This is a genomic window from Gordonia polyisoprenivorans NBRC 16320 = JCM 10675 (genome assembly GCF_000241325.1).
GTDB lineage: Bacteria > Actinomycetota > Actinomycetes > Mycobacteriales > Mycobacteriaceae > Gordonia > Gordonia polyisoprenivorans.
Map to the genome: position 1 here is coordinate 16,778 of NZ_BAEI01000079.1, position 23,049 is coordinate 39,826.

Annotated in this window: 11 protein-coding genes and 1 pseudogene; 4 read left to right on the forward strand and 8 right to left on the reverse strand. The window is 62.0% G+C overall.

Annotation, left to right across the window (positions count from 1 at the left end; all coding sequences use genetic code 11):
* Positions 1-2 precede the first annotated feature (2 nt).
* The 6 genes from GOPIP_RS22145 to GOPIP_RS22165 form a co-directional block, all read right to left on the reverse strand.
* Positions 3-6,443, reverse strand: a complete 6,441-nt coding sequence (locus tag GOPIP_RS22145) for a DEAD/DEAH box helicase (RefSeq protein ID WP_006372045.1) — start codon at positions 6,441-6,443, stop codon at positions 3-5.
* Positions 6,436-11,658, reverse strand: coding sequence for a RecQ family ATP-dependent DNA helicase (locus GOPIP_RS22150; RefSeq protein ID WP_006372046.1), 5,223 nt, complete (start codon positions 11,656-11,658; stop codon positions 6,436-6,438). Before GOPIP_RS22150 ends, GOPIP_RS22145 begins: the two co-directional genes overlap by 8 nt.
* A 264-nt stretch (positions 11,659-11,922) precedes the next feature.
* Positions 11,923-12,564: a DUF8548 family protein gene (locus tag GOPIP_RS28870; protein WP_006372047.1), complete on the reverse strand. Its 642-nt coding sequence runs from the start codon at positions 12,562-12,564 to the stop codon at positions 11,923-11,925.
* Positions 12,565-12,643: 79 nt separating this feature from the next.
* Entirely contained in the window at positions 12,644-13,030 is a 387-nt protein-coding gene (locus GOPIP_RS22155; protein WP_006372048.1) for an MmpS family transport accessory protein, read from the reverse strand.
* Between the two features lie 84 nt (positions 13,031-13,114).
* Entirely contained in the window at positions 13,115-13,555 is a 441-nt protein-coding gene (locus GOPIP_RS22160) for a hypothetical protein (RefSeq protein WP_035728695.1), read from the reverse strand.
* A complete protein-coding gene (locus GOPIP_RS22165; RefSeq protein ID WP_244421200.1) occupies positions 13,548-14,567 on the reverse strand; it encodes a hypothetical protein in 1,020 nt (339 codons plus the stop codon). Before GOPIP_RS22165 ends, GOPIP_RS22160 begins: the two co-directional genes overlap by 8 nt.
* A gap of 344 nt (positions 14,568-14,911) precedes the next feature.
* Between GOPIP_RS22165 and GOPIP_RS22170 the strand changes: the two genes are divergently transcribed.
* The 4 genes and pseudogenes from GOPIP_RS22170 to GOPIP_RS29965 form a co-directional block, all read left to right on the forward strand.
* Positions 14,912-16,054, forward strand: coding sequence for a DUF6361 family protein (locus GOPIP_RS22170; RefSeq protein ID WP_006372051.1), 1,143 nt, complete (start codon positions 14,912-14,914; stop codon positions 16,052-16,054).
* Positions 16,041-17,813: a phospholipase D family protein gene (locus tag GOPIP_RS22175; protein ID WP_006372052.1), complete on the forward strand. Its 1,773-nt coding sequence runs from the start codon at positions 16,041-16,043 to the stop codon at positions 17,811-17,813. The genes GOPIP_RS22170 and GOPIP_RS22175 overlap by 14 nt, the downstream gene beginning before the upstream one ends.
* The gene (locus tag GOPIP_RS22180) at positions 17,806-21,027 is read left to right on the forward strand and encodes a helicase-related protein (protein ID WP_006372053.1); all 3,222 of its coding nucleotides are present in this window, start codon (positions 17,806-17,808) and stop codon (positions 21,025-21,027) included. Before GOPIP_RS22175 ends, GOPIP_RS22180 begins: the two co-directional genes overlap by 8 nt.
* Positions 21,028-21,186: pseudogene (locus tag GOPIP_RS29965) on the forward strand (ISL3 family transposase); the annotation flags it as partial. It abuts the gene before it with no gap.
* Positions 21,187-21,271: 85 nt separating this feature from the next.
* On the opposite strand, the gene GOPIP_RS22185 reads toward GOPIP_RS29965, so the two are convergent.
* Both GOPIP_RS22185 and GOPIP_RS28455 read right to left on the reverse strand, forming a co-directional pair.
* The gene (locus GOPIP_RS22185) at positions 21,272-21,808 is read right to left on the reverse strand and encodes a hypothetical protein (protein ID WP_006372054.1); all 537 of its coding nucleotides are present in this window, start codon (positions 21,806-21,808) and stop codon (positions 21,272-21,274) included.
* 3 nt (positions 21,809-21,811) lie between these two features.
* Positions 21,812-22,906, reverse strand: a complete 1,095-nt coding sequence (locus tag GOPIP_RS28455) for a helix-turn-helix domain-containing protein (RefSeq protein WP_006372055.1) — start codon at positions 22,904-22,906, stop codon at positions 21,812-21,814.
* Positions 22,907-23,049: the final 143 nt, after the last annotated feature.

A 23,049-nucleotide genomic window follows, 5' to 3' on the forward strand; every position in this document is an offset into this window, starting at 1 on the left:
GCCTAAACTAGCCTGCCGTTCAGGAAATCGATAACCCCTGGATGGTCGACTGCCCTCCGAACCTCGTCGTCTGTGTGCCGCTCCCACTGGTCTTTAGATAGCTCGTAGATCACAGTGTGCTGGGTGTCGATGCCGATCAACATTCGCCGGGTCAAGAAGAGCCGGCCATGTTCGCGCGCTTCCTTGCGTGTGGGAGTTCGCGTCGTCGCACACGCCGGGCACAGCGACAAGCCGCTGTCGGTCTGGACCGAACAACGCTTGCATATTTGGGTCATGCAACAAGTGCAGGGCAACAAGCGGTCCACGCATACCTCACACACAAGCCCATTGCAGTAACCGCAGAGCGCGTAATTGGCGACGAAATGACCTTCCCGGTCCAGTACGCCGTGGTCGATTGCCTGACCCGTGGTGCCGTCAAATCGCCGGGCGTCAGTCTGGCCGGGCACGAGTTCGCGCTCATACACCCATTGTTGATTCCCGTTGACTGTCACAATCTCGGTGAGATGAGTTCCGATACCAAGCGTCGTCGTGGGACTTACGGGACCCAACGTCCGTTCGAGTGCTCCGGCGAGACTGGGCGAGAGTGGCTGGGCATGAGGCGTTCGGACATTAGCCTTCGGCGCCCATGCTGCTCGAGCTGCCGCTGTGGTATCGGGGCTCGTGTGGGGACCCGTTGTTAGTGCACCTACCGGGATCACATTCAGCGACGGTGTTGACGCGGCATTCGTGACAGTGGACAGTCGGAGCCTCGCCGGATGAGTGAACACCGAGACTCCGTCTGCATCGCGCAGTCCCATCAAACGTGACAGCACTGACGCTGCGGCTGCATTCGGCGACGGACGGATCTCGTACCAATCGAGATGCTCCGCACGCCGCACTCCTAGAACACGTAGCGACGCGAGCTCGAGGATCGCAGCTTGTGCATATTGACCGGATGCCATTGCACACGCACGAGGCTGGGGTTGCCAGGCCGAGGTGACCCAAGGAGGGAGACTCAGATCGTCCCCGCGCCAGGCTGCCACCTGACGGTCTGCCTTGGACCCCTCCCAGGTCAGTTCCATGATTCCCGCGGGTGTTATCGCCACATCGTGGCCCCGTCGCTCCCACCTGACGAGCATTCGGGTAGGGGTGACCTCTTCCGCCGTTGTCATACACCGCTTAGCGGCCGGGGGAATGCGGAGGAGGGTCTGGGGTAATATTGTAGGTGCTGGAAATTCACCGAGAACCAATGACGTGAGATCGGAGTTGGTGTTCGCGAAGGCCTTTGCGCTTCGCTCGGCAATCTCGAGCTCAGGGCTCGACCATGTGACGTAGAAACTCCGCTCTGTCTCGACCAATAGATGCGGGTCTGGCATTGCGGGATCGTGGTCGAGCGATTCGATCACCGGCATGATCTGAGTCTGGTACTTGGCGCTCGCCGCGAGCCGTAACTGATAATGTTCGTCTATTGAGTCCATGCCGTAGGCCGACCAGTGCGCGATGAATCCTCCTCGAATGATGGCGAGTTCAATAGCACCGCTGCGAGACAGCACTGCGACGCTCGCATCCGAATCGGTCCCGAGGAGTACGGGAGCACCAATGGCGCCCAGCATTTTGGGTAGGTTCCGTTTCTCGTCGTCAGTCGCGGGTTCCAGGCCAGAACAGGTGTGGCACAGTTCGTTGATTCTGCATGCGCCACATGCAGTGCGGCAACACAATTCGCAACTGGACACCTCGGGATCACGCCCGCAATCCGAACAGAGATGGTCATTGCACAATAGGCATACGTCTTGCGAGACGGTGTGGTCAGATATCAAGCATCGCCGGCACACCGAGGCAGAACAGCCAGGGCACGGCATCGTCGCGCGTCCGTCGACCGGATCGCAAGCTCTACACGCCCACGAGTTGCAGGCCCCGCATCGTTCTGCGGTAGCGGCGGCGTAGAGGTGACCGTCACGGCAGATGCCGAAATCGGATTCGCGGACGCCGGTGTCGTCAAGTCGGGGAAGGATTGGTCGACCGTCGAAACTACGGTAGGTGTGCTTCGCCGTATTGTGGCCTCGCCATGTTTCGGTGACCTCGAAACCACCGCGAAGTATGTCCGAAAATGGCCGGGACGACCGGCTAAGGAGCGCGCGGGCCAGTTCGTCTGGGAGTGGCAGTAGGCGCTGTGCGCCAGTTTGATCCGGGAGAATACCGAATGTCCGCAATGTAGTCGTACTGACTGAGTCTGCGTAGGGGACCGAGTCGGTCCCGATGCGTTCGACGACCGGTCGGATGTCGCGCGTGATCAGTGTGCATTCGGAGGGCTCCGGAAATGGGCCTTCGATCGCTTGCGGCTCGTCGATCCGCGTTCCGAGTCGGCCGCCGGGCTTGCCCAGTGAATCGAGATAGCCGAAGGAACCAAGTTGGTAGGGCAGGGGTGGTTCATCTGGACACGCAACCCATTCCTGCTCGCTGCCCAAGCTATTCGGCTTCCGGATGGTTACCAGTACTGCCTCGTTTCGTGCCCGGATGAAGACGCTGACCGGTCCGACGGTGGCCGCGGCGAGTGTGGCGGTGTCGTCGGATTGACCGTTCCATCGCAGGGGGCAGTCTTCCACGGCATCCGTTGTCAACGACCCGTCATCACCGACCGATGTCACTTCTTTCACGACGCGGTCGGTCTCCAGGTAAAAGTTGGTGAATCGCGAGCGATGGGTTACCAGGATCGACGGTGGAGTCGGCGGTGTCACCTCGCGGCGAAGCCGTTGGAGCATGGATTCCAACCGAAATTCTTGTTCCGACTTGACGGATGTGTGCAAATACCGGGGTAGATCGTCCATACATCTGCCATCGACGGCGGAGCCAACTGTGTCAGCCAACGATAGTTCGACATCGACGGCGGTTGCTGAGCCAATGGTCACTCGTATGTCATCCTGGTGGGTGGACTCATCCGTCAGATCGCGGAAGACCAGTCCGCAGTCGAGCGGGAGGTTGTTTGTCTCTGCGTATGAACGAATTCGTGCGCGGTCGGCGACGTCCTCCTTCGGGACCAGTGTTTCTTCCGCCCCGCCGGGGTGACGCAGATACGCAACGCGCTCACCGACCAACAGCGTGGCCCCACTGCTCAGGGTCCAGGCAATCGCGTGATCGTCGTCGAGTTCGGGTGACCGCACGGGCGTAATGCATTGACTGCACAGCCCATTCAGCTTCGCCCGGCAGGCGCGGCACACCGGCGTGGCGCAGATCGGACAGTCTGCGAACACCGCGTCACCACCGCATTCGTCGCACAGGTACTCATCACAGGACCTGCAATGGGTAACCTCTGATTCGTCGATCCAGTGGGCATTGGAACAAAGCGCCAATACCTCGATCGGGTCGCCAGAAACGTCGCTTTCTACGATGGGTGCGGGTAGACCCGATGTGTAAGTCAACCCTCGTTCCACGCCGTGGGGGCCCGCCCAAACCTCCTCGACGAGCCAGTCGTCTTCTTCGAGGATCAGTGCCAGCATTTTCGCCCGGGCACGAATGTCGGGTTGGCGGCTCAACCGGCGTTCTTCAGACCGAAGCGCTCGTCGGAGGCGCCGTGCGTCATCGCCCGATGCTTCGTCAATCTGCGCCGTGTAACCTCCTCTGATCCGATCGAGCTCGCGGTTCTGGTCCTCTTCGACCTGCTTGGCCCGATCGCTGCGGAGGGTTTCAAGCTGGCTCGTCGCTGCCTTCTCTAGACCCGCAATGACTTTCGACGGCATGCCGAACGCCGACGGGAGCATCTCGCCTTCGAGCAATGGACGCCGCGGCAACCGATGACGGTTGTGGCTGTTGATGTCGGAAGTGATCAGGTGTTCGGAGGTCTCCGCCTCACCGATCGTCGCGCGGAACGTCGCCTGGCCGCTCCACGAACCCGACGGCATCAGACGCCGACGAACCAACGTCAACGATGGCGCGTGTTTGTACGGGCTGGGACCGATGTCCTCGGGAATGACCGGCACGGTCGCGTGTATGTCGCCACGCACCCGTAGGAGCCCGAGAAGCTCATCGAACACGGGTGAGCCCACTGCACAGAGCTCTGCATCCGGGTGTTGTCTGAGACCGATGCGATCGAAGGCGAGATGCATGACCGTCCGGCCACCGAGCTCGTCCTCGAACTCCGGGTCCAATTCGGCAGTGAGGAAGGCGCCCTCACCCTCCCCGGTGTCGTGGAGCAACCTCGCGTCCAGCGCAGCGAGAACTCGGCGCGCCCACGCCTGCACTCGCCGTTGGCGATTCCTGGCACTCTCGCTGACCTCGGGCATCAGATCTCGACTGCCGGCCTTCGTCAGATCTTTGCGATGGTCGAACGCCGATGCCATCCAGTTGCTGAGCCCGCTGTCGGTCGCGATCAGCGTGGACGCGCGGTCGCGCGCCAGGGAGAGCTCTGTGCCCAACTGGGACAGCAAACCTTGCATCTTCGAGTCGTCGCTGGCGAAAAGCGCTTCCATGACGCGTGTTTCGAACGACGCAGATTTCGAGTCGTCGAGCTCGCCCAGGATGGTGGTGACCTGACCGAACAGTAACTCGAACATCCTGAGCTTCGAGGCGAGCAGCTGATAGACGCTCTCGTCGATGGTTCCGCGGGTATAGAGGTTGGCGACGAAGACTTCGTCCTTCGGCTGGGTGAGGCGGTCGACACGTCCTATGCGTTGTTCGATTCGCATCGGGTTCCACGGGAGGTCATAGTTGAGCACACAGTTGCAGAACTGGAGGTTCTGGCCTTCGGCGCCGGCGTCGGTCGAGATCATGATCGGTGCCTCGCCAGATCTGAAGGCGGCGATGGTTTTTGCCCGCTCGGTCGGTGACATGGAACCGTGGAACGCACGTGCACGTAGCCCTTCGGCGTCCATTCGGCGTAGTAGTCCGGTGACGGTATCGGTGTGCTGTGTGAAGATGAGGACGCGTCCGTGTTCTCGCACCCACCCCCGTGTGATCTCGAGGGCCTTGTCCTCGCGCGCGGAACCCCGAATGTCCATGGCCAGGTGTCCGACTTCGCTCAGGACAGAACGAACCCGCGGATTCGGATGTCGCTCGGCCATGCGCAAGGCGGTGGTCCCCATCGAGAACGGGCTGGCGGTCAGTCGAAGCGCCAGGCTGCGTCGGCGCATGGCGTCACCGCTGTCGACCATGATGTTTCGGAGCAGATCGGTGCTCAGCGTGTACAGTTCGCGTTCCCGCGGCCCGAGATCGACTGGTACGTCGACGGCACGTCGTTGCACCCGGTCGACTCCGGCCTGCGCGCGGGTGGTCCGGATCATGGCACTGCTGATCAGGCGACGTAGCGCTGCCGGGTCACTGGGCGTGCGCGGGTCGTAGGACTCCATGTACTGTCGTCTGAACTCGCGCGCTGACGTAAATGTGCCCGGTCGCAACAACTCGACGAGACGATATAGCTCGAGAAAGTCGTTCTGCACCGGTGTTGCCGTCAAGAAGAACGCGTAGCGGCAGGCCGTGGTCAGGGCGGTGATCAGTTCGCGCGTCTTGACAGCTCCGGCGCCGGCCGCCCGGTGTGCCTCATCGATGATGATGATGTCCCATGGCTTCTTGGTCAGCGTCTGAATCGAGTTGCGACCAAGCTGCAGCGTGAGGATCAGCTTGTCCTGGCGGCCGACTTCCGAACCGGTATACGCGACATCGAAGGTGAGATCGAACTTGCTGTTCATCTCCTCGCGCCACTGGTCGCGCAGGGGAGCGGGGCAGATGATGAGAACCCGCTTCGCCAAGCCGCGCAGAGTCAACTCCTTGACTGCCAGGCCGGCCTCGATGGTCTTACCGAGGCCGACCTCGTCGGCGAGGATGGCGCGTCCACGAAGCCGCGACAGCGCCTGGCGGGCAACAGCTTCCTGGTGCGGCATCCGATCGACATTGGCCACGTCGACGGCGAGGAGCTCATCGAAATCGTCCATGGTGGCCAGCTCTTCACCCTGCAAGCGAAGCTCAACAATGTCGAGGGGATCGAATCCGGAAGACTTCAGTTGGTCATCGAGAAGCTTGCGGGCTTCGATGAGAAAACCGATGCTTTTCCTGGGAACTGTGTTCCAGTCGTACTCGGAGTCGGCATGGAATTGCCGGTCAACGGTGAGCCGCCGCGCTGTCTTCGAGGTGTTGATCCCCGTCGACTTCTTGGTGGCGGTGGTGGTGATGGGTGGCCGGGCGACGGCCAGCTCTGAGGCGGTCCCCGGAGGCAGAAGCGACAATCGGTAGACCTCGCCGACCAACCGGAGTCGAAGCAGACCGTGCTCTTGGCCGTAATCCTCCAGGGACTCCTTGAGTCTGTCACCCTGAAGCTGTCGATTACGCCCACTCCATTGCACGTGGAACTGTTCACCTTCGAGTTCGAACAGGACCGTGGAGCTGTGCTGAGGCAGGACGAGCGCAGCGCTTTCGCGCTCGGTGAGGGCCAGCTCGCCGGCTTCGAGCAGCTGTCGCGTGATGCGTTTCTCAATCATCGTTCTTCATCGCTATTCCGAGTGTCTGGGCTCCGACGGGGGCAAGGACCAGGGATTGGTACGGGTTTCGCGAGTTCTCTCGCTGCACGGTCTTACGTTCGATGAGCCCTTTTCGCAGCAGCTTGTCGACCGAATCGTCCCAACGTTTCTGCCCGTTGCGGACGTGGCGAAGCGTGCCGAACTGAGGGCAGGCCAGGACGCCGGAGCCGAGGGGGCGTCCTTCGCCAAGAGAGTCCTTACCGAGGACCGCTGCGCGCAGACTGCTCTCGCCGTAGAAGCCCTTCCGGTAGGCCGATGACCACGCCACCGCCTGCAACACGGTTAGCTCGGCATTGACGAGGAGCTCCGGGTCTGCGACGAGGTGATCGGGTAACAATGCCCACGGCCGCTGGTCGCGACTGCAGTGGTCGCACGGGACGATGCCCCGGGTCGTGCAGTCACCCACTGTATCCCCGAAATGCCGCGCGACAATGACACGGCGACAACAGGATTCTTCGGTGGCGTAGTCGATGATGGCCTGTAATCGACGTTGCTGCCAGCGCTTCCATCGGGCGGATTCGCGCTCCAGTGACTGCTGCGAGGCGCGCGCGGACAGCAGTCGCACTCGACGAAGTCTTCGGGAACTCGAGAACGTGATCAACCGATCGAGCGACCAGGCGATCAGTTGTTCTTCCAGCTCGTCGGGGTCGTATCCGTGCTCGTCCTGGAGCTGTTGGAAATCGAGGAGTACGCGAACGTTGGGGCGTGCACGGTTCTTGCGGTAGAAGAGCTCGCGAAACAGGCGCCGTTCGGTTTCGTCATCGGGCTCGCGGAATCCAACATCGACGGTCCCTCTGGCGGAGCAGTCGAGGCCCACTGCGAGGGCGCCGATGCGCTCGAGTTGGGCAAGGTGGACGTTGATGTCATCGTCCTCGATCCCCAGCCGGTCGGCGATCTCATCAACGTCGAACACCCTGGTGCCACCTCGTTCTGGGCAGTCCCACAGTGCGGACAGCAGACGTTGGGTGATTGCGGCATCGGACTTTGCCGCGTGAGCGTTGATGAGCCGCCGCCGCCGAGCCAGATCGGCCTTGGTGTACAGCAGTAGGCATTCGCCGGTGATACTTGCCGACCGGGCCGCGCGGCCGGCTTCCTGGGCGTACCCGTCGAGGGAATCGGGCAGGTCGTAGTGGGCGACCCAGCTGATGTTCGGTTTGTTGATGCCCATGCCGAATGCTTTGGTTGCCACGATGATTCGGGTGGTGTCCGAATCGAAGTCTTCCTGGGCGGCATCTCGCTGCTCGGGGATCATCCCGGCGTGGTACGGCCGTGCGGCGTGGCCCGCTCGGCGGAGCATGGCCGCGATCTCCTCGGCCAATGACCGCTTCGACACGTACACGATGCCTGGGGTATCGCCCGACCAGGTGATGAACCGCAGAAGCTCTCGAGCCCGGTCCCGCTCGTCCGCGCATTCGATCACCCGGAACGTCAGATTCGGGCGGTCACTGGGCTCACGTATCGTCGTCGGATCGTGCATGTCCATGGCGTCCACGATGTCCGTCGCAACTTCAGGAGTAGCCGTCGCCGTCAGGCCGGCACGAGGTGGGCGGGTGTCGAAGGTGGCCACTGAAGTCGGGACCTGGCGGAACTCCGGGCGAAAGTCGTGTCCCCACACCGAGACGCAGTGTGCCTCGTCGACGATGACGCCGTTGAGCTGCTGACGCCCCAATGCGCGACGCAACACCGGGTCTCGGGCGAGTCTCTCGGGTGATACGTACAGAAGCCGGATGTGGCCGTTGGCGGTGTCACGCAGAATCTCGGTCTGCACCACCCTCGACGTGGTGCCGGTGATGCCCTGGACGGGTCGAATTCCGCGGCGCCCGCGAAGATCGTTGACCTGATCTCTGATCAGCGCCACCAGCGGTGACACGACGACGGTGGGTCGCCCTTGCGGCGCGAGCAATGCGGGCAGCTGGAAGCACACGGATTTGCCGAACCCGGTTGGGAGGACCGCAAGCACATCGCGGCCCTCGGCGATGGCGCGCATGACGTCGAGCTGCTTCGGATGGAGATTGATTATGCCAAAGAGCTTTTCGGCTGCTTCGATGAACTTGGCGGTGGGATCTTCGCCGTCGACGAGTCGCAGCCTCTCCAGTAGCTGGCTGACGTCGTCTCGGCCGAAGGTGATCGCGGTCGACAGATCCGGGGCGGTGCCGGTCACGAATTCGATGGCCGACGTCCACGCATCGTCGCGGTCTGTGGCTTCATGGACAGCGGGTTCTGGCAGTGAGCCGAGGAGCACGCGTTGAGCCTGGGTCGGCGAGTGCAGCCTTCGATCGCACACCAGGGCGGCGCCCTTGTCGGTTTCGGAACGAATGAGCCGGCCGAAACCCTGTGTGAATTGGATGGCCGTCATCGGCAGGACGTAGTCCAGGAACGGATCTCCGCCTCGCTCGGCAATCGCTCTCTGTCGTGCGGCCACCAGAGGATCACCGGGGTGGGGGTAGGGCGGTTTCTCGATGAACAGGTACGACAGCGTTTCGCCGGGTGCATCAAAGCCTTCCCAGTATGACTTCAGCCCGTAAAGTACCGTTCCCGGTTCGGTTTTGAACCGGTACGACATCTGAGTCCGGCCGTGTTCCCCCTGTACGAGAAGCTCGACACCGCGTTCGGCAAGTTCGGCGGCCTTCGTCCGGACGCCGTCGGCGATGGCTTCCATCCGCGAGCGGGCGGCGAAAAGGCTGAGTGTCTTACCGCCGGCCAGCGAGAGAAAACCAGCCTGGTCGGCAGCCATTTCCTCGCAGAACTCCCGTTCGTTGACGGGAATGGGAATTGGCAAGTGGTTGGTGAGAATGACTTTCGACTGTTGCTTGTAGTCGAAAGGGGAGGGCAGTGTCAGCCCGCGGAAAGAGCCGGCATCAGCGTCCGAACTGATGCTGATACCCAGTCTGGAAGCGATGTAGTCAAAACGGTGTTCCACGGTCAGCGTCGCCGAGCACAACACCGTCGAATGTGAGCGATCGACGACACCCTGCTGGAACTCGGGGAACACATGAATCGGCAGGCGTTCGAAACACCATGCTGCGGCGTCATCTTCATGGGCTGAGAGCCGATACACCCACAGGTGACTATCGGGGAGTGTCCCGACAGTATCGAGAAGGTCGATCGCATTGCTGATTCTCTCGGAGTATCCGCGGAGCCGTTGTCTTGCGGAGTTCAGACCTCTGACCTCGTCGAGCGAACTTCTCAGGGCATTGACTGTTTTGGCGAGCTGAATCAGCGCATACCGTACGGATGCGGTGGTTTGTCGTAGCAGGCGGAACTCAGGTCGACTGTTGACTACTCCTGACTGTAGGACAGCTGAATCGGACTTACCCCCATACTCATGCAGGTACGTGTCGATTGCTTGCGCGAGCGCGTCTGCGGCAGGGGGGATCTGCGACGCCGCGGCCGCGACGGCTTTGATGGCGTCGGTGGCAGCCGGCCGCCCGCCTGCTTTCGAACGGATGTCACGCAGGAGTCGTGACCGGCGAGACAACACGTTGACCACGATTTCGAGTTCGATGGCATCAACACGTTCGGTCCAAGCCGCTGTCAGGGAATCCTCGAGTGCATGCGCCTCGTCGAAGACGAGGTCTGCTCGATTCTGGTCAAGTACGTCGCCCGGCGCAAGCCCGCCCTGTCGGTCGACCTTCACCCAGCTGGCGATGAGTGCGTGATTGACCGACAACACGCCCGGCGCCTTGTCGAGGTCCCGGGTTTGCTGCAGCAACGGGCAGACTGCGGTCCATTTACACGCACCGCGGTCACACCCGGCGGCAGTCGTCCGAAGTCGAGCTCGCGTGCGGGCGTACCGGGTATCAAGTCGCCGGATCGTCTCATCAGTGACGTCGTCCCACGTGCCGGTGGGTGACTCAGCGATGGTTCGGATCGCGGCTGCCGCGGCCAGCCCAGAGAGGTCCTTGTCGAGCAGCGCATCTTCGAGCTCACGTGCGCAGACATAGTTGCTTACGCCCTGAATCTGCCGGAACGGTGCGGTGAGGAGGTCCTCCGCCTGGAGCCGTTGCGCTTCGTCGCGTAACTGCAGCTGTAAGGCCTTCGTTGCCGTTGCGATCACCACAGGTTGGCGTAGGCGGGACCCTCGTCCAAGCGCCGGGATCAGATACGCCAGCGACTTGCCTGTGCCGGTGGGCGCTTCCACCGCGAGTCGCCCACCCGAATCGAGCACCTGCGAGACCGCGTGAGCCATCTCCTGTTGTGCGGGGCGGGACTTGAGGTTGCGCTTCTGGCGCAGGACCGGGAAGTTGTCGCGCGTGGCCGACCATGCGTCCGTGGTTTCGGGAGCGGACGGGACAAGCAGAGGATCGGGTCGCCGAGTCAACGATGCGATATCCGGTTCAGACGGCAACGATGGCAAGAGTAGTGCGAGCGGGTTGGCGTGAGTCTCCAGTACGCCGATTACCAGCGGCCAGCTGGGATTGTCCAGGGTGACTTGGGCGAGCAGCTCTCTTGCCACAGCGGCGGTGGCACGGGCGTCCGACAGGGCGCCATGCGGTTCGCTGACACAGATCCCGTGGCGTCGGGTCAGGTCTGCGAGTTGGCGGTTGGGCATCGCCACGTCGACGATCAGCGACAGATGCAACGTGTCTGCGCTCGGCGGGAACGGCGGAATATCGAGCCCGGCAGACTTGGCGACATCAGTGATGAAAGGCAAGTCGAAGGCAAGCAGATTGTGGCCGATGAGTAGGTCAACCTCTTGCAGCGCAGTGGCTAACCTGGCCAGTGCATCGGCGAAGGGTAGTGCGGTACGCGAGTCATCGATGGGGGTCGCCACGGCGAGGTCTTCCAGTATCGCGCCGTCGAAGCGGATCAGCGCAATCTCGGTGATGAAATCCTTGGTCCGGTTCAGTCCTGTCGTTTCGATAGCGAGCACAGCAACGCGGTCGCGCCGGACGCGAGCTGGGTTCGGTCTGAACCAATCGTCGTCGTTGGGGTCGTCGGTTTGCTCGTGGTCGCTCTCCACCTCAGTAATCGCGATGCCAATCAGACCGTCTTCCGTAACACGGAAACGGTGCGGGAATCGATCGGGTAACCGCTGGAGGCGATCCAATGAGTGTCCGAAGCCCTCGGCGTTCAGCTGCTCCTTGAGGTCGATGGCCGTAAGCCCCCCGCGCTCAGCGAGAATCCGATGCGCTGCCTCAACCGCGGGCGGCAATGGCAGTTCTGGAGTGGTCATACGCAGTCTGGCGTCTCTGTCCCTGGCAAATTCAGCTTCATCGCAGATGGCTTTGAACTAACTGCACCCTGCCCGTCACGGCCTGTCCTCTATTCCGCTCCGTTTGGTCGCCTCGAGACATCGACCCTTTTGTGAACCTTACCCACCGCCTCAGATAAGGGGGATGCGGGTGTGCGAATAATCCGATTCTCCAGGCCGTGAGCCTAACTAATCGCTCGCGATTGCTGCAGATGTGCCGGATCGTCGAAGCCGAGCAATGCCCGGCTAACCTCGAAGACCAGTCTTTCGCGCGTACTGCCAGATCGCGTGATCAAGCTGAGTTGCGCTGATTTCACGTTGCTGTGCAACGTGATTAACGATGCGCTGTGCTTCAGTACTACTTGTCTGCCGCCCAAGGGCCTTCGACACATACCGCACGATCCACGTGTCAGCCTTTACGTCCGGGAAACCGAGGAGCATGCCGAAGTACGACCAAGTCACAGGCCCGCATCCTTTGACCGACAAATAGGCGCGCTTGTGTTGTTGCGACAAATCGAATTGATTTGCGTGCACCAGTCCCACTCCAACCAGAGCCGCCGCGGCGTCGACGACGATCGCAGCCTTCAATCGGCCGCTTGCACGCGACGAGTTCATGGCGATACGCGCGAGTTCATCGGGTGATGTCTTACTCAGGATGCCCAGATCGTCGGCTCGGTTGTCACGATGGTTTCTCCATCGATTGACGACTGCGCGGACACCGTTTGTCTCGCTGCCGTAGCGAGCGCGTATCGAGAAGATCGAATCAAGAAGCGCTGCTTCGATCTCGTTCGGCCAGCCTGGGGGTTGCTCGGGCAACCTATCGCCGAGCGTAGCGACGACAAACCTGTCGAGAGTCCCCGCATCGGAGTGTTGACTAGGCGTGGTCATCTTTCCTCCATGGCACTGATTTCGGCTCTGAGAATCCGCTCTGCATCCGCACCCTTATCCCGAATGACGCAAGCACCATCTACTCAGGACAAGTGGCGACCGTGTACTGCCCGGTGGCAGTCTTGAGCCCGGACGACTCGCCATTGATTCGTGTTGCGCACCCGGCCAATTTGCCGTTTGTCTGGATGGACGCAGCGACGAGTTGGTAGGTCGATCGGCTGGTGAACGTGATGGAGCCGTAGTACCAGCCCTCTGTGCGGTCATAGGTCGAGAGCTTCGCGTTCTCGATTGTCTGCAGCTGACTGTCGGCATCGAAATACGTGATGCTCGCATTCACCTGCGAGTCCGAGTAGAAGGCGTATGTGATGGTGTCGCCGACCGTGGGGTCGTTGGTGTCGGCAGTTGCGGCGCCGGCGCCGGCGAAAGTCAGTGCCAGCGCGCCCAGGATTGTGATAAGTCGCTTCATGGTGCTTCCTAGTGTTCGTAATGGTTCGTCAGGTGCATTGCAAAGGTAGAAATCGAAGGCTCGGAACGGTTCCGATGTGGTCGGTTACAGGTCCCAGACCTGGTCTGGATCGTTCAGAGCTGCCCGAATCTGGCCGAGGTCTCCGAGGTCAGCCAACGGTGAGGTCTTCGCGATGTCAACGACTCCTCGAACGACCTCGCCGATGAGCTGTGAGTCGCCGTTCTCGATCGCCCCGTCTAGCCGCTGGAACAGCGCGTCGATGGTGTTACGCCGTTCGGCGAACGAGTTCTCGAAGTACTGCAGGAGAACGGTTTCCGCAGCTTTGATGCGAGACATTTCAACGGACTCGTACGCATGGATCTTGGCCTGTTTGGTCTTCTCCGTGGCATGAACCTTGATGCAGTCTTGCGCGGCATCGACAAGTTGGGTGAGTGCGGCGAAGCCGTCGAGCTGCCTTGGTATCGAGATCTTCCGAGGTGGGGACTCTACGGTCCCGGTGAGCGGTTCCGTCTTCTTGTCAGTCATGAGTGAGCTCTCCGTCATCGACGCGGTCCGATGAGGGTTCGGCCGACTCCGTCGCAGACTCGTCCGGAGAGCCGCTGGCTCGCTGTGTCTTACGGAGCGAGGAGTTGTCAGCAGTTCGGAACTTGACGGTCAGATCGTGACCAGCGTCGGTCAGCGAGCCCTCCTCGTCGATCACCGGTGTGGACGCGATGTCGATGACGCCCTTCACGAGAATCATCGCCCGCTGAAAGAGCGGAGCGTGCTGCAGTGGATCGAAGGGCTCGGCCTCGAGCTCATCCATTGCGGTAGTCGCTTTGGACTTCATCTCGTCGAGGATCTGGCTCAGCTCTTCGGTGCGGTCGTTGACAGCGCGCATCTTGGTGTCGGCGATGTTGAGGTTCTCGATCTCAATGCCGATCTCGGCCTTGAACGCGAGTGCCTGAGTGATCGCCTTCTTTCCTTGACCCTTGACGACGAATCCGGCTGCGAGGACCCCTGGGCCGATGGCGATGAAGTTCAGTGCGACTGCGCCCAGCGCCATGCCTCCGCCGCCGGCGGCGACTGCACCGCCACCGAGCCACGCAAGTGTCGCGCTCTCGGCGGCCGCACCCGACAAGCCGGCGATGGCTGCACCCGTACTTGCAGCGCCGAAGGCAGACACGGCTGAGGTCGTGGCGACGCTCGTACCAACCCCAACGCCAACAGAGCCGATGACGCCCCGGATCCATTCGGTCATTGACAGGTCCATCGACCCAGAGCTCGAGATCAGATGTACGTGAGCCTCAATCCCGTCCACCAGCAGTTTCTCGTTGTCGCGCACCTTCTTCTCGTTGCGGAGAAGGAAGTCGTGCATCCGGAGCGCGACATCACGGATGGCCGACTCCTGCTCCCGTCCGTACTCGACGATGCGGTCGTTCACCGATGCGACCAGTGCTTCACTGGCGGCGCGTCTCGCTTCGTACTGCTCACGGGCGGCTGCCAGCTCCGACTGAGCCTTCTTGATGTCGTAGGCACCTTTGCCACCGAGCAGCACACCGCTGCCGCCGGTGGCAGCGCCGACTGCGATCGCAACCAGGGGGATGAGCGGGAGAACCATGGGAGACCTCTTTCTCAGACGTGGCTGAGTCTCGCACAGGAGTCCGACAAATCGGAATGGTTCGCTCGGGGAATGGTGCGGGCGGACGACAGCGACCGGTGGTTGCGAGGAGTCAGCGTGGGCTCGTAGATCCCCCGGTGTCCCCCACATGAGGGAAAATCAGCGGTGCTAATAAGTTCCCGGCGACGGGCGATACATACTCGAACGCACCGCAGGTGCGGCAGTGACGGAGCCACGGCCGGGCCAGTGAGATCGGCTCCACGAGCACACGAGGAGCCCCGATGTCAGGCATTGCCTGGTTGGACACGTCACCCGCGGACGAACGCCGGATGCGTGAGATTGTTCGTCTGTTCAGCGACACTGCTACGCTCGACGACCTCGGTATCGGGCAGGTCCGAGACGGCCTGAGCGATCTGATGTTCCCCGGTACGTCGACCGTCCACGCCCGGCCCCGCTACTTCTTGATCATCCCGTGGATCTTTCAGCGAGCGTCGGCCAAGGCCAGCGGCACGTCGGTCCTCACCAGAGCCAACACCGAGGAACGCAAACTCATCGAGGTGATGCGAACGCCGCCGGCCGTCGACGGGATGATCGGCAAGATCGCAGGTAAGACCGTCCGCGCGCTTCCGTCTCGCCTCTACTGGGCAGCGCTGCAACGGTACGGAATCCTGGACGACTCGAAGACCTATCGGTGGAACATGCCCATCGCGCCACCACCGGGATTCCCTGGTCAACTCGACGGCGGCCTCGACCTCACCGCCGAAGAAGCCGAGTTCCTCCGCGAACGCATCATGCTCACCTGCAAGGGAAGCTACCTCGCCTATCTGCTCGCTGACGGACTCGACGCAGACACTGCCGAGGCCTACTTCCCGTGGAAGCATCCCGCACTGGACGCGGCGCCGTCTCGCCTCCGCGAGATCGTGGAGCACGCGCGGCTGTTCTCCCTCGCGATCAACGGGGCGACACTGCTCTACAACCTCCTCGTCGCAGAGAAGTTCGACGCAGTCAGCGCCGAGGACGGCGGCCATGCCGAGAGCTACCGGGAAGCTCTCAACGAGTGGGCCGACGAGGTCGAGCAGAATCGAAACGCCATCACGATGTGGGATCTCGGTGCGTTTTGGACGGTCGTGCACGAAGGCCGATCCGGGCGTCCGGTCGGTCCGGCTTCGAAGATCTTCGTCGACCAGTGGCTCGCCCATTTGCGCTCTACAGATGCCCACGAACTCATCACCTCGGTTGCGATCCGCGACATGATCGCGGAGCGAGAGCGCAAGAACAAGGGCGAGCACTCGCGCCTCAACAACGAACGGCAGATTCGTAATTGGGGAGGCGCATCCGGAGCCGGCCGTCTGACCTACCGCTGGTTCATCGTCCAGCGCATGCTCACCGACATCCAGGAAGGACTCGCCGGTGCTCGCTCCTGACGTCCGGACAACGCTACTCGGAGAACTCGTCCCACCGCCCGGCTACACGATCGACCACCTCGTCGCGACAACCTTCACCCTCGACCTGGACAGCGCCCTCCTGCCGTGTCTAGCGCTCGCCGGGAGTGCACGAGTGGACGCCGCTGACACCGTCGAGACGATCGCGTCGATCAAGTCCACGATCGGTGCGATCGACATCTTCCACCAGAACGGCCAGATCTCCATCCCGCAGCATCGGTCCAGGCTGTACTCGCTTCTAGAGCACGCTATCCACGGCGTCACGCCCCCGCACGGCTTGTTTCACCCCAAGCTCTGGCTCACCGTCTACTCCGGTGAGAACGGCGAGCAGGTATTGAAGCTGATTGTGCTGTCTCGCAATCTCACTCGAGATCGATCCTGGGACATCGTGCTGACTCTCGACGGCACGATCGTCAGCTCACCCAGCGCTCAGAATAAGCCCTTGGTCGATCTGCTGCGCTACCTGGCCGCCGCGCCGTCAACCGAGATGGAGGCGTTTCGCGTGGAGCGTCTGACGAAGTTGGCAGAGACGATCCGGTACGCAGAATGGACCAACCCCAGCGGCATCAACGACATAACCTTTCACGTCTTCGGTGTGCCCGGTCATCCGCAACCCAGACCTGATTTCTCGGGGTATCGGCACCTCGTCATGTCACCGTTCGTAAACGACAGCGGGATTCAGATCCTCGGCGCCGACAATCTGACAGTCATCTCCCGACAAGAAGCCTTCGACGGTCTCAGCGCCGAGATGGCCGACTGGATCGGGCAAGCGTACGTCCTCTCACCAACAGCGGGCCTACCCGCCGAGGACGACGACCATCCGACAGGCAGTGGGCTACTCACCGGCCTGCACGCCAAGCTCTACGCGGTCGAACGCGCCAAACTCGCGCATTTGTTTATCGGGTCCGCGAATGCGACCGGCCCGGCCTTCACGCAGAACGTCGAGATACTTGTCGAGATGACCGGCAGCGCAAACATGTACGGCGTCAAGGCCCTCATGGATGGTGACGGATTTGGACCGATCCTCGACAAGACCGAGATCCACCCGGAAACCGCTGTCGACGACGAATCCCAGCACGCCCTCGACTCCTACGTCCGCGCAGTTGCCGCGGTACCACTCTGTGCGCAGATGGACATTGACGACAAGGACCGCGTCCACCTCCACGTGACCAGCGAGACTCCACTACCGAGCCACGACTCCCAGGTGACGATGAGCATCTCGCTGCTGACCGATCCGTCGACTTCGACCACACTGATCCCGGCCGTCCCAGTCGCAGTCGACTACACCAACGTGGCGCTCACCGACGTCACTGCCTTCCTGGTGATTTCTGCGTACGACGTCGATGACCGATCCAGCTCCACAGTCGTCAAGGCGACCCTGATCGGCGATGTCCCCGCACGCCTGAACGGCATCGTCACCGCCGAGATCAACGACCCGGACGCATTCCGCAGGTTCCTGGCACTGCTGCTGGCGTTCGGTCTCCCCGACGATCCCAAACAGGGTTCCGAAGCTGGCGACGGCGGGGGATCGGGCGCGTGGAATCAGTTGGAGCAAGGGCTGTTCGAGCAGCTGATGCGCGCATCTGTCGCGCGCCCTGAGGTCCTCGACCAACTCGCCGGGGTGGTGACGACGATCGTCGACAACGGCGACCCGCACCACGTCCTGCCCACGGGATTCGCCGAGCTGTGGTCTGCCGTGGATGCCGCCACCGCCAACGTGAGGAGCGCAGTCCGTGTCTGACACCGAACGGTTCTCCGCCGACGCCGCGCTCGCCAAACTGACCCAATTTCAAAGGGCAACCGTCGATCACGTCATCGACGTCTTCTACAAGCAGCAGTCAGGTAAGCGATTCCTGGTCGCCGACGAGACGGGCCTCGGCAAGAGCGTCGTGGCGAGCGGCGTGATCGCCAAGGCCATCGAACATCTTCAGGACGATCCGACTGTCAACCGGATCGACATCGTCTACATCTGTTCGAACGCCGACATTGCGCGACAGAACATCAAGCGGCTCAACGTCACTGGCAACCAGATCACCATGTCGACGCGGCTCAGCATGCTTGCGACGGCGACACATCAGTTGAGTACTCCGACTCCTGGCGTCAGCAAGCCGGTCAACCTGGTGTCGCTAACGCCGAAGACGTCGTTCCCCGATGGCGGATGGCGTACTGGCAGGGTCGAGGAGCGCGCGTTACTGTTCTTGATCTTGCGGTCCGAGTTGTCCCTGACGGGCGCTCGTGCGACCGCTGCGTTGCGGATTCTTCAAGGGAGTGTGAAGCCGTGGCGGAAGTTTGAGGGAGTGGTTGCGCGATTCGAAGCCGAGTTGAAGAAGGCCGCTGCCGGTAACGGAACATCGTTTCTCGATCCCGTCATCGTCGGAGAGTTCTTGAAGCGGAGCAGACTTCGCGACGATGGCGAGTCCAGTCCGCTGGAGGCATTCGAAGCGCTTCTCAGCGATACCGTGAAGAGAAGCTCTGTCCCCGGCGGTTGGCGGGCCGCGGCGGCGGTGATCATCCGCCTGCGACGGGTCCTCGCTCGCGCCGGCGTTGAGGCTCTCGAGCCCGACCTTGTCATCCTCGACGAGTTCCAGCGGTTCACTGATCTCCTCAAGGCGGATCTGCCCGTCAGCGAACTGGCCCAGGAAATGTTCACCTACGACGCCGCACGTGTGCTGCTGCTCTCTGCGACGCCGTACAAGTCCTACGATCTCGAGGACGGCTCTGCCAACGCGGACGGCTCGACCCATCGCAGCCAGTTCATGGACACGCTCGATTTTCTCACCGCCGGCCTGAACGCTCACGACTCACACGAACGCTCCGACGGAATCAGCAAACTACTCAGTGAGTTCCGGGATGCGATTGTGACCGGCGACGATCCGACCGGACTGCGTGACCGGCTGCGTAACGAACTCCTCGGCGTTATGTGCCGGACCGAGCGTCCCACCGCGGTTGTCGACTCGATGGTCCTCGAGTCTCATGTCCCGGCCGAAGCGGTGACCACCGCGGACGTTCAGCAGTTCATGAAGCTCACCGATCTGGCAAAGCTTGTCGGCGCGCGGCTGCCGATGGACGTGTGGAAGTCGGTCCCGGCGCTTGCGAACTTCATGGGGAGCTCATACCAGTTGGGACGGTTCGCCGCGGACGAGATCGGCGATCCAAAGGTCCGGGACGCGGTCGCGCAACTGGATCGTCTCGATCCCGCAGCGGTCGCCCGGTTCGACGAGTTGCCGCCCCAGAATCCGCGGCTGGAGTCTTTGATCGCCGGGACCAGCGGTGCGGGATGGGAGCAGTTGTTGTGGGTACCTCCGTCGGTGCCCTACCTGAAGCCTGGTGGACCGTACGCCGACCCAGACCTGCAGGCGATGACCAAGAAGCTCGTGTTCTCGCAGTGGTCGGCGACGCCCACCGCTGTCGCCTCGTTGTTGAGCCATGACGTCAGTCGGCGCATCGCCCGATCGGAGACTGCGACACCGCACCGCATCACAACAACACGAGAGAACGTGTCGCAGCGGCTTCAGTTCCGGCGCAGCGGAACCGATCTCGCGGCCATGAATGCGTTCATGCTGTTCTTCCCCCTGCCCGGCCTCGCCGATGAGACCGATCCGCTCCGTTTGGCCAGCGCGGCTGGACGACCCTACGACCCCGAGTACGCCGAGGTCCGATTCGCCGGAGAACTCAGCGGGCAACTTCCCGAGGGCTACACAGAGTCCGCCGCAACTGATGTCGCGGCGCTGATGTGGCAGTGGCCGCTGATGATCTCAGATCCTCGGCTCGACGAAGCCTTGAGTGGATCCGTGGCTGGGCTGACCGCAGCCGACGCGATCGCCGCGCGCGTCGAAGAGGCAGAGAACTTAGGCGACCCCGAGACGACCACCGCGCTGGATGAATATGTGCAGCAGGCAATCGCAGTGCATCGCAGTACTGGGCGTCGTGACCTGTCGGTGATCCCTACCGGACTGGCCTTGCAGACGGCACGGTTGGCGCTGCACTCACCCGCGAACTGCGCGTGGCGTGCTTTCGGGCGACTCGACGGCGATACCTCGCAGGTCAGTATCGGAGGTCGATGGCGTGCCGCCGGCATTCTCGCCTCCGGACTGCGGACGCTGTTCAATCGGTGGGAATCCTCGCTGGTACTCGACGAGCTGTACCGCGACGATTCGCCATACTGGCAGAAAGTGATTCGCTACTGCGCCGACGGCAACCTACAAGCCGTCCTCGACGAGTACCTCTTCCACCTGGCTGCGGTGGAGGGGGAGTCGGCCTACACCGACGAGTCGCTTATCCAGTTCGCGGACAAGGCGGCACGTGCGCTCAAGCTGAACCCGGCGATATACAAGGCCAGTGACCCGCTCGGCGACGGCAACGACATCGACTTCCGCAGCCGCTTCGCCCTGCGATACGGCGAGACCACAAAAGAAGAGGGCTCGGTGCGCGCCGAAGACGTGCGCGAAGCTTTCAACTCGCCGTTCTGGCCGTTCGTCCTGGTGTCGACGAGCGTCGGCCAAGAGGGCATCGACTTCCACCCGTGGTGTCACAACCTCGTGCACTGGAACATCCCCAGCAACCCCGTTGACTTCGAGCAGCGCGATGGGCGCGTGAATCGGTACCGCGGACACGCCGTCCGACGGAACATCGCGGCAGCCCACAGCGCGGCGATGCTCGCCACCGGCAATCCCTGGAAAGCCGCTTACGACGTAGCCGTCAAGGATGCACCGCACAGCGAGATCGGGGGACTGGCGCCCGACTGGGTATACCCGGGGCCGTTCAAGGTCTTGAGGGAAGTGATGCCGTACCAGCTCAGCACTGATCAGGCACGAATCGAGCAGACGAAGAAGCGGGTTGCCTACTATCGCTTGGCCTTCGGGCAAGCGCGGCAGGAAGACCTCGTGTCGATGATGGCGGCGGTAGGGGTTGAGGCCGCCGACGCGGAACGGTGGAGGGTGGAGTTGAGGCCGTAGCACTTCGACACCCGCGCATCCAACGAACTCGTCGAAGCCATCAACGGCCGCCCCGACCACATACGTGGGATCGCGCTGGGCCTCCGTAGCGTCAAGCACTACATATTGCGGTCACTGACCCACTCCGGCGGTTCAGCAGAACGCTTGCGCGCACTCTGAGTTAGCAAGGGCCACAGTCTGGGCCCTAATTCGTGCGAGAACTGCTCTTCTCCGCGAAAATTGCTGCCGCTTCAAGACATTGGGCTCAGGAAAGATCCTCGGGGCCCTTCGGAATACGAAGTCCATCCCGCAAATCTCCCATCTCAACCATGAGGTCGTACGCCTGGATCGTCGTGAGATCGCCATCCGTCACCACGTGCCTAAATACGTCGATCGTCTCCAACGTGACAAATCCGCGTCTGCGAGCAAAGTCGACCGTATCCCGATCGTCGCTGATCCACCACGAGCCGTGCCATTGGTCGACCGATCCGATGAGATAGCAAGTCTGTGACTCACCCAGGTGCTTCTTCGGCTCACTTGCAGTACCGCCAAACACCTGCCGGCGCAGGCGCTCAACCGTAGAGACCGCCTCGTCGCCTTCGATCTCGATCGGCTCCCCCAGCCATCCAGAGTCATGCAGTCCATTCAGCGCTGGCCAGTAGCCAGAAGACATCCGCGCTTCGTCCGCTACCGCACGCGTCCAGCGACCGCGACCACGAAGCCATGACTCGAGCAGATCGAGTCGCTTGATCGCGGCGAAGTTCACTAGGACCGTGTTATCTGGGAAGATCGCGGCCGCCACTGGTCAGTTCCCCCCTGAATTGAGTTCGAGCTCCGACCGTAGCTGAGCGGTGCTCACTCCGAGAAGAGACGCGTACGGGCGCAGCGTTGTCCCACCTTCGCTATATGCTGCGAATAGGTCCTCCGCCAGCAGTTTGGGTGGTCGTTGCGTCACGCTTTGCGCTGTTAACGCGACTAGTTCGTGATCGCGGCCGACAAGACGCGCGGCCTTCGCGAAGCTGGTCTGCTTGAACCGCTCGGCGCTCATTCCATCGATGAGTCGAAGGCGTTCGAGCCGGATCGCCAATGCCGATGGTGAGACTTTGCAGTCGAGCACTAGAGCACAGAACGCACGCTCGTCGAAACCCGGACGAACGCGATCGGTCAGGAGATCCTGCGGCATGAGGAAGCACGCCGCAAAGGCATTGGCGCGCACCTCAGTGTCGTCATTACGCGCAGCTGGCGAATAGACGTCCTCGTCGAGGTGGACGCCTTGATTGTCGCCGACAAGCACGTGTCCGAGCTCGTGAGCGAGCGTGAACCGCTGCCGCGCAGCTTGCGGGATCGGCGACCCAACGATCAGCCGCGCATTCTCCGCAACTACCGACAGCCCGTCGAATCCATCCCCCAGTGGACAAATGCCAACATCTATTCCGAAACACACCTCGATGAGAGTGGGAAGGTCCGCCTCGGTCGACTGTCGGCCAGCCTTTCGAACGTGCGCAAGCGCTACTTCCGCAAGACGCTCGCCTTGAGCCCGCGCTGGGCCATTGAGCATCTCCGCATGGAGGTCGGTGAACTCACGAGAGTGACCGAGATCATTTGCGGTTTCGCGCAATTCGAGTAGGCGTTGCGCCTCACCCACTGCGACTTGACTACTACTACCCGCTGCTCGCCGCGCTGCCACAGCCAAAGTCGGCTCGTCGCCGGTCAGCAACCAGTCGACAGTGACGTTGCCAATCTCGGCAATCTTGGCGTAGTCCGACGACGTGAACCGGCGGGCGCCTCCAAGCGACTTAGACAACTTGGGTGCGTCAAGGTCAATGGCTGCAGCAAACTCGCCCTGCGTCATGGAGGATGCGGCAATGACCTCGCGCACACGGTCGACGGGTGTGCTCATGGGACTCACCGTAGACGCATGTTGCGATTTTCGCAATTTCATGCCAGAGTACGAATCGTGCCCCGGCGGGTGCAGCATCGAGGCGGTGCTCTCATGGTTGAGCGACATCGGCACAGGCATCTCCTCGGAGGAAGGTGAAGGGT

Excerpts from the sequence above, each read along its gene's own strand:
- GOPIP_RS28455 (WP_006372055.1), bottom strand. The coding sequence starts at position 22,906 with ATGAGCACACCCGTCGACCGTGTGCGCGAGGTCATTGCCGCATCCTCC.
- GOPIP_RS22170 (WP_006372051.1), top strand. The coding sequence starts at position 14,912 with ATGTCAGGCATTGCCTGGTTGGACACGTCACCCGCGGACGAACGCCGG.
- GOPIP_RS22160 (WP_035728695.1), bottom strand. The coding sequence starts at position 13,555 with ATGACTGACAAGAAGACGGAACCGCTCACCGGGACCGTAGAGTCCCCA.
- GOPIP_RS28870 (WP_006372047.1), bottom strand. The coding sequence starts at position 12,564 with ATGACCACGCCTAGTCAACACTCCGATGCGGGGACTCTCGACAGGTTT.
- GOPIP_RS22145 (WP_006372045.1), bottom strand. The coding sequence starts at position 6,443 with ATGATTGAGAAACGCATCACGCGACAGCTGCTCGAAGCCGGCGAGCTG.
- GOPIP_RS22150 (WP_006372046.1), bottom strand. The coding sequence starts at position 11,658 with ATGACCACTCCAGAACTGCCATTGCCGCCCGCGGTTGAGGCAGCGCAT.
- GOPIP_RS22155 (WP_006372048.1), bottom strand. The coding sequence starts at position 13,030 with ATGAAGCGACTTATCACAATCCTGGGCGCGCTGGCACTGACTTTCGCC.